Annotated in this window: 6 protein-coding genes and 1 pseudogene; 6 read left to right on the top strand and 1 reads right to left on the bottom strand. The window is 69.0% G+C overall.

What is annotated here, in order from left to right:
• Positions 1–101: 101 nt before the first annotated feature.
• The 4 genes and pseudogenes from GT354_RS16495 to GT354_RS16475 all read left to right on the top strand — a co-directional run.
• A complete protein-coding gene (locus GT354_RS16495; RefSeq protein ID WP_202511967.1) occupies positions 102–329 on the top strand; it encodes a hypothetical protein in 228 nt (75 codons plus the stop codon).
• A 333-nt stretch (positions 330–662) separates the two neighbouring features.
• Positions 663–1,124: a hypothetical protein gene (locus GT354_RS16490; protein ID WP_202511966.1), complete on the top strand. Its 462-nt coding sequence runs from the start codon at positions 663–665 to the stop codon at positions 1,122–1,124.
• A gap of 492 nt (positions 1,125–1,616) precedes the next feature.
• Positions 1,617–2,135, top strand: coding sequence for a hypothetical protein (locus GT354_RS16485; protein WP_161357064.1), 519 nt, complete (start codon positions 1,617–1,619; stop codon positions 2,133–2,135).
• 236 nt (positions 2,136–2,371) lie between these two features.
• Positions 2,372–2,783, top strand: a pseudogene (locus GT354_RS16475) (FAD-dependent oxidoreductase); the annotation flags it as partial.
• Between the two features lie 361 nt (positions 2,784–3,144).
• Here the strand turns inward: GT354_RS16475 and GT354_RS16470 are convergent.
• Complete coding sequence (locus GT354_RS16470; RefSeq protein WP_161357063.1) at positions 3,145–3,405, bottom strand: hypothetical protein; 261 nt, start codon at positions 3,403–3,405, stop codon at positions 3,145–3,147.
• An 831-nt stretch (positions 3,406–4,236) separates the two neighbouring features.
• Here GT354_RS16470 and GT354_RS16465 point away from each other — a divergent pair.
• Entirely contained in the window at positions 4,237–4,803 is a 567-nt protein-coding gene (locus GT354_RS16465) for a TetR/AcrR family transcriptional regulator (protein ID WP_161357062.1), read from the top strand.
• Between the two features lie 252 nt (positions 4,804–5,055).
• Positions 5,056–6,399 (top strand): MFS transporter (locus tag GT354_RS16460; protein ID WP_237534986.1); only part of this gene is annotated, 1,344 nt, incomplete at its 3' end.

The raw sequence follows: 6,399 nt of genomic DNA, 5'->3' as shown, positions 1-6,399 counted from the left end.
CGGGCGGGAATCGCGGTCACTCACGCACCATGCCGCGCCGCATCCCCCGGTGCCTCCCGTTCTCGTGAACCTCACCCCAGCCGGTCATCAACCCGAGGACGTTGCCGAACACGCTCGCCGAGATACGCGCCGCCCTGCCCGAGGAGCGGCGGGCCGAGTTCGACAAGACCATCGGCGAGACACCCCTGGACGAGCTCCCGCGCGTCGCGGTGCTCCACTACGCACTGCCCGAGCAGGCCCGCGCGCAGGACGACGCCCTGATGGACCGCATCCAGGCCGGCGACTTCTCCGGCCTGGTCAACGCCGACGGCACCCCGTTCATCCCGTGAGCACCCACCGCGTGGCCTACGCTCCCGAGGCCGCCCGCGAACTCGACAACTCCCCCGGCCCAGGCGCGCCGCGTTCGACCGCGCCATCGACCGGGTCGCGAACGACCCGTACGGCTCCGGCGCCGCGATCGGCGGTGACAACGACCGGCGCGAGGCCACCGTCACCGACGTGTTCATCGTCTATCCGGTCTCGGCGTCCGTCCTGACGGTCACCGTCGTCCGCGCGGTTCCCGAACCCCGCTGATGTGACTGAGCGCTTGATTCGGCGGATGAGCGCTTCAGTTGGCGAACGGCCTGGCCCATCTGTCCGCCACGCCTTCTACCCTCTCCGCCATGCGCTACCTGGCAGAATCCTTCGCCTGCGGTGCTTTGCGCCGAGGTCGGCCCGTCGAGCAGTTCCTCGGTCCGCTTCGAGCCGCCGACCGTTTGGGCATCCACTACATCGAGGTCCGGCCCGTCCGGTATCGATACGAGATCATCCTTCACGCGTGTGAGGACGTCGGCCACGAGAGCTTTTGTGATCTGGCGGAGTTCCCGTCGTTCCACGGCGAGGACGGCGAAGAGGACTCCGGGCTCCTGCTCGCCACATCCGACGAGCCTCTCGACGCGCTGAGGACCGCCGAGAACCTCACCGGTGCCGTTCGTGGCCGGTGGGTCAACGAAGGACTGGTCCAGGACGAGTACCACGACTATCTACAAGCGGGACGCCCCGTGGGCGCCGCGCACGACGGACACCCCTGGCCGAAGCCACCGGCCGCTCCCCCAACACCTGTGACACCGGCTTCGAGCACTTGAGTCGGCGAACCCGCCGACTCGAGTGCTCATCCGCCAAGTCAAGCGCTCAGTCACAATGGGCGGCGCACGGTCACGTCGGGGTTCAGCCTCGGATGTCGAACTCGCAGTAGTCCACGTCGGTCAACTCGACTGCTTCCAGGTCGCCGGCCCGGGTGCCGCCCTCCTGGAAGTACGACATCTGGAGGCCTGCGGCGACGATGCGCTCCAGCTCGCGCTCCGACGCGCCGGAGTGGTGGGCGTCGAACAGTTCCTGGGCGTGGGTGGAGGGATCGCGGGACGGGTCCGGCGTCCAGGAGAACGCACCAATCCCGTGCGTCGAGTTCCCTACATGCCCGGACGCGACCGGGACATCAACCGGGCCATGACCAAACCGCTCCCCCCCACCGGTCGGGATCGGAGTGAACAGCCCGGTCCCAGCAGATCGGCGTAGGCCAGGCGCGCGGGATGACGCTTCGCCATCGGAGAGAATCGCCTACCACCTTCGGCTCGAGGATGAACCGACAAGGCCCCACCGAACCGACACGCAAAGCCCCGGGCGATTCCTCTTCGCTCGCGTCCCTGCTTCGTCGGTACGTCGCCCTGGGGAACGACCCGGACTTCGCGCAGGTGCGGGCGTGGGCCCGGCGCGAGTTGCGGGGATACGACGACGCGGCTCTGGACGACCTCCCCGCCTACCGCCTCGTCGAGCCGCTACCCGAAGGACTCGAGGCCAACGCCGAGGGGAGCGGCTGGAAGACCCTGGGCGAGCGCGTCGATGTCTACGGGTTGCCCCAAGCGTGTCGCGCCTGGGTGCCGGAACAAGTCCCCCTACGACACGGGGTCGACGAGATCGAGAGTCTGATCGCCGCCCGTACGTGCTTCGACCACTTCATCGCCGTGTCTCCCCCACGCACGGAGGAAATCGCCCTGGTGCTCACCGAGAATGCCTGTATCGCTTCACCTCCCTTTTTGTTGTCCGTGTCGTCCATCGGGCGAACGGAGAATCCTTCGAGGTTTCCCGAGGCTCCTTGAAAAGTACCTGCCATGGGGAACTCGTCGCATTGCTGCGGCCGACCATTCGGTGTCGGAGGGGGTCGTGTAGTTCCTTCCCCAGTGCCATCTGCAGACATTCTTTTACGACGCGTCGATTGTCTTTGAATCGCTCTGCATCCCTGGTCGGATGCATGCGTGTGAGTGGCGAGTGAATATCGCCCGGGATACTCTTTCCGGCATATTGAGGGTGAGTCTTGTCGCGTTCGTTCAGGGCCGTCGCGGACGTCTTCGCGGGCACCGCGATACTGCTGCGCCCGGGCCCGGGTCGCCGCCGTCGACCCCGAACGCCAGGTCGTCACCGTGGCCGACGCCGACGGCGGCGAACTCGGCTACGACACGCTCCTTTACACGCTCGGCAGCCACGGCGCCGACCACGGCGTTGTCGGCGTGGCCGAGCACGCCTTCGACGTCTCCGCCCGGCCCTCGGCGGTACGTCTGCGCGAACGCCTGGACGGCCTGGAGGAGCGGGGCGACGGTGGGAGCGTGGTGGTCGTCGGCGACGGGCTGACCGGCATCGAGACCGCCGAGGCCCGGCCCGGCCTGGCGGTGGCGCGGGTCGCCCGAGGCGAACCGGGCGCCCGGCTCTTCGCCGGAGCCCGGGGCCATCTGCGCAGGGCCTGCGACCGGTCGCCGAGGTTGTCGACCACGAACTCTCGTACGTCGTTCCGGACTTCACGAACTCGACGGTGTGTCGGTTGGCGTACAGCGTCCCGTTGGTCAGTCCCTCGTGGACCTCGACACTGCCCTCGGCCACGATCGCGCACAGGTGGGCGATGTGCGCGACGAACTCGCCGCGATCGCCATTCCCCGTCCGTACGTTGACGGTAGTCGGGGGCGAAGTGCCGGTCGGCGGCTTCCCGGAGGTCGAGCTCCGGGGTGAGCGGGAGATCGGTGAGGGCGGCCTTGATGGTGGTATTGCTCATGATCATTCTCCGGGAGGCTTTGGTGCCGTGCGCCGCGCGCGGAGGCGGTGGGAACCGAAGGGGGGCTACTTCCACATGATGAGGAGGAAGACCGGGACCAGGAGCAGGAAAACCCACGGTTCGATCAGGATCAGCAACCCCAGGCCGGTGTACACGGCCGCCTCGGCCACACGGTGCTTGGTGGCCTTCCTCTTCTTGGCCTTGGCCTTGGTCTTTTTGGCCGTGCACTTCCCGGCGGCTTCGCGGGCGGACTCGGTGGATGCCCCGATGTCGTGTTTGGCGAGAGAGATGGGGGACCCGGTCGATGTGTCGGTGTGGTTGGTCATGGCGATCCCCTGTTCGGTGACGGGTGTTGGGTCGACGGTCCGTTTCGGGGCCGGGTTCGGTGCGGGTGGCCGGGCCGGGGCCACCGGCCGGCGGCGTCGGGTGCATCGATCGGCCCCTGCGCGGTGGCTCGACACATCGGCGTGGGAGCGGGGGTGCCACCGGCGTTCGGTGCTTCGGGTGCCGAAGCCATCGGCGCAGTGAGTGGTCGAGCGCGTGGCGCAGATCGCAGGATACGGCGGCGACCGGCGCGCCGCTCCGGGATTCGTCGGTACGGACCGTCATGACGCCGTCCTGCTCGCCCAACGTCCGGACGTGGGCGCCTTCGATGCCTTGCACCGTCGACGTTGCCGTGCAAACGTCGGCGAGCGGGGTCTTCACCGTGATGGAAAACCGCACGATGACGGGGTCTTCGGCGCCGCCGGCCCCGATCGGCGGGAGGGCGGCGCTGGTCCGGCGTCGTCAACGGTGAAGTTCGTGCCCACGGCGAGAACTCCCGGGTAGGTTGCGGATGGCGGCGGGGTTACGGGTGTGTCGTCTGCGGGCCGGGTCGAGCATTGGTGTGATTGACCACTCACAAGCCGTGCGGGGAGCGAGTGGCCGGATGCGGCAGGTGGGCGTGAGCCCTGCGGCGATCCGGGGCCTCCGGGACTTGGAGGCTCTGGCCCCGCGCAGGGTGCCGATCTTGGGCGAACAGCAGACATTCAACGATGGCCTGCATGTGAGTAGCTAATCACTCACTGACTCTCCGGTCAAGGGAGGAACTGCTCGCCGCCGTCGATCGCCAGGCATCAGGGGTTGACGAGATGTCGTGTGAGTGATTGAGTACTCACATGAACATGGAACGCCATAGGCAACTCTCCACCGCCGACGAGCGCCGCGAGACGGTGCTTCGCACGGCGATCGGGGCGTTCGCGGCGCGAGGTTACTACGGCACGACGACCACGGAGGTGGCCAAGGCCGCCGGAATCTCGCAGGCGTACGTGTTCCGGCTCTTCCCGAACAAGGAGAGTCTGTTCGTGGCGGTCGTCGAGTACTGCTTCGTCCGGGTACGGCAGGCTCTGGAGCGTGGTGCCGCCGTCGCGACGGACAGTTCGGCGGAGGCGGTGTTGTCCGCGATGGCGGACGCCTACGCTCTCTTGATCCGGGACAACGACCTGATCCTTGTACAGCTTCATGCGCAGGCCGCAGCAGCGTCCGAGCCGGCTGTCCGGGAGGCCGTGCGCGCCGGATACGCGCGACTCGTGGAATACGTGCGTGGCGCGTCCGGTGGCAAGGACCCGGAGGTCCAGCGGTTCTTCGCGACGGGAATGCTCTGCCACCTGGTGTCCGCGATCGGCGCCGACGAGGTCGACGCGCCGTGGACGCGGACGTTGATGACCGGCATACGGCACTACTGAACGGGCGCGCTCAGGCACGGTTCGTCACGCCCCGCGCGCGGTCCAGTGGTCGGCCTGACCTCGGAGTCGGTGGTTCTCCGCCCCGCGGAGTGAGTGACTAGCCACTCAGTTTTGGGCGCCGTTGGTGTCGTACGTGCTCCCGTCCGGCTCCCGCAGCGGCCCGCGATGTACCACGGCGTGGTTGTTGCTCCTCGGGAGGCACTTGCCGGGGCGTTAAGGATGATTGATCAACCACACATGGACGGAGTTCTCATGCGAGACGACGACCGCTGTTCCGAACCCGCCACCGATTCCGCGACGAAGGCGCGCGCGGTAAGTCCCGGGGTGATTCTCGGTGTCCTGGCCTGCGCGCAGTTCGTCGTGGTGCTCAGTACCTCCATCGTCAACGTGGCGCTGCCGCAGGTGCGCGACGGTGTCGGGCTGTCGGGGTCCGGGATGGCCTGGGTGATCAATGCGTACGGACTGGCCTTCGGTGCGCTGCTGCTACCGGGGGGCAGGGCGGCCGACCTGGTGGGGCGCCGTCGCCTGTTGCTGGGCGGGCTCTCGGTGTTCGCGGCCGCCGCGCTGGTCGCGGCCCTGTCGACCAGCGGATGGCAACTGATCACGGCCCGTGCGGTGCAGGGCGTCGGCGCGGCCGCGATTGCTCCGGCGGCGTTGTCCCTCGTCATGCAGGTCTTCCCCCCGGGGCCGGGCCGGGGCAGGGCCCTGGGGGTGTGGGGCGCGGTGTCGGGGGCGGGTGGCGCCGCGGGGGTGCTGCTCGGCGGCGTCCTCACCGAAGGGCTCGGCTGGCGCAGTGTGTTCTTCGCGAGCGCGTTCACCGCCGCCGCCGTGCTGGCGGCCTCGGGCCGGCTGGTCCGCGTCGGCGAGGCGACGGGACCGCGGCCGAGTCCGCGCGGCCTGGATCCGTTCGGGACGCTGACCGTCACCCTTGGCCTGGTGGCGCTCGTGTACGCCCTGACCGCAGCCGGGCGTTCGGGCTGGACCGACCCGTGGGTCCTGGCCTCGATGGCGACGGCTCTGGTGCTGCTGGCACTGTTCGCGGTCATCGAACACGGCCACCCCGCACCGCTGTTGGCGCCTCGGCTGCTCGCGGCGGGCAGCGTGGCGCCGGCCAATGCGGTGATGGCGTTGCTGGGCGCGGTGTGGGTGGGACTGTTCTTCTTCCTGCCGCTCTACCAGCAGCAGGTGCTCGGCGAGAGTGCGCTGACGGCGGGCGCCACCCAACTCCCGCTCGCCTTCGCGAACATCGCGGGTGCCTCGGCGGCGCCGCGACTGGCGCGTCGATGGGGGCTCTCGAACACGCTCGCGATCGGTATGGCCGTGCTCACGGCAGGCTTCCTGTGGCTGTCACGAGTCTCCGCCGACGGCGGTTTCCTCCGCGATGTACTCGGCCCGACGGTGTTGATCGGGCTCGGCCTGGGAGTTGCGTTCGTACAACTGACCGCGGCGGCGGTCGCCGGCGTCGCGGCCGCGGACGCCGGGCTGGCCGGGGGGCTGGTCAACACCACCCGGCAGATCGGCGGCGCGCTCGGCCTCGCCGTTCTGGGCACCCTCGCCGCGTCCCGCACCGACTCGCTCCTTCCCGGGACGTCTCGC

The sequence above is a fragment of the Streptomyces sp. SID3343 genome, assembly GCF_009865215.1.
Classification (GTDB): Bacteria; Actinomycetota; Actinomycetes; order Streptomycetales; family Streptomycetaceae; genus Embleya.
This window is presented reverse-complemented; position numbering and strand designations above follow the sequence as displayed.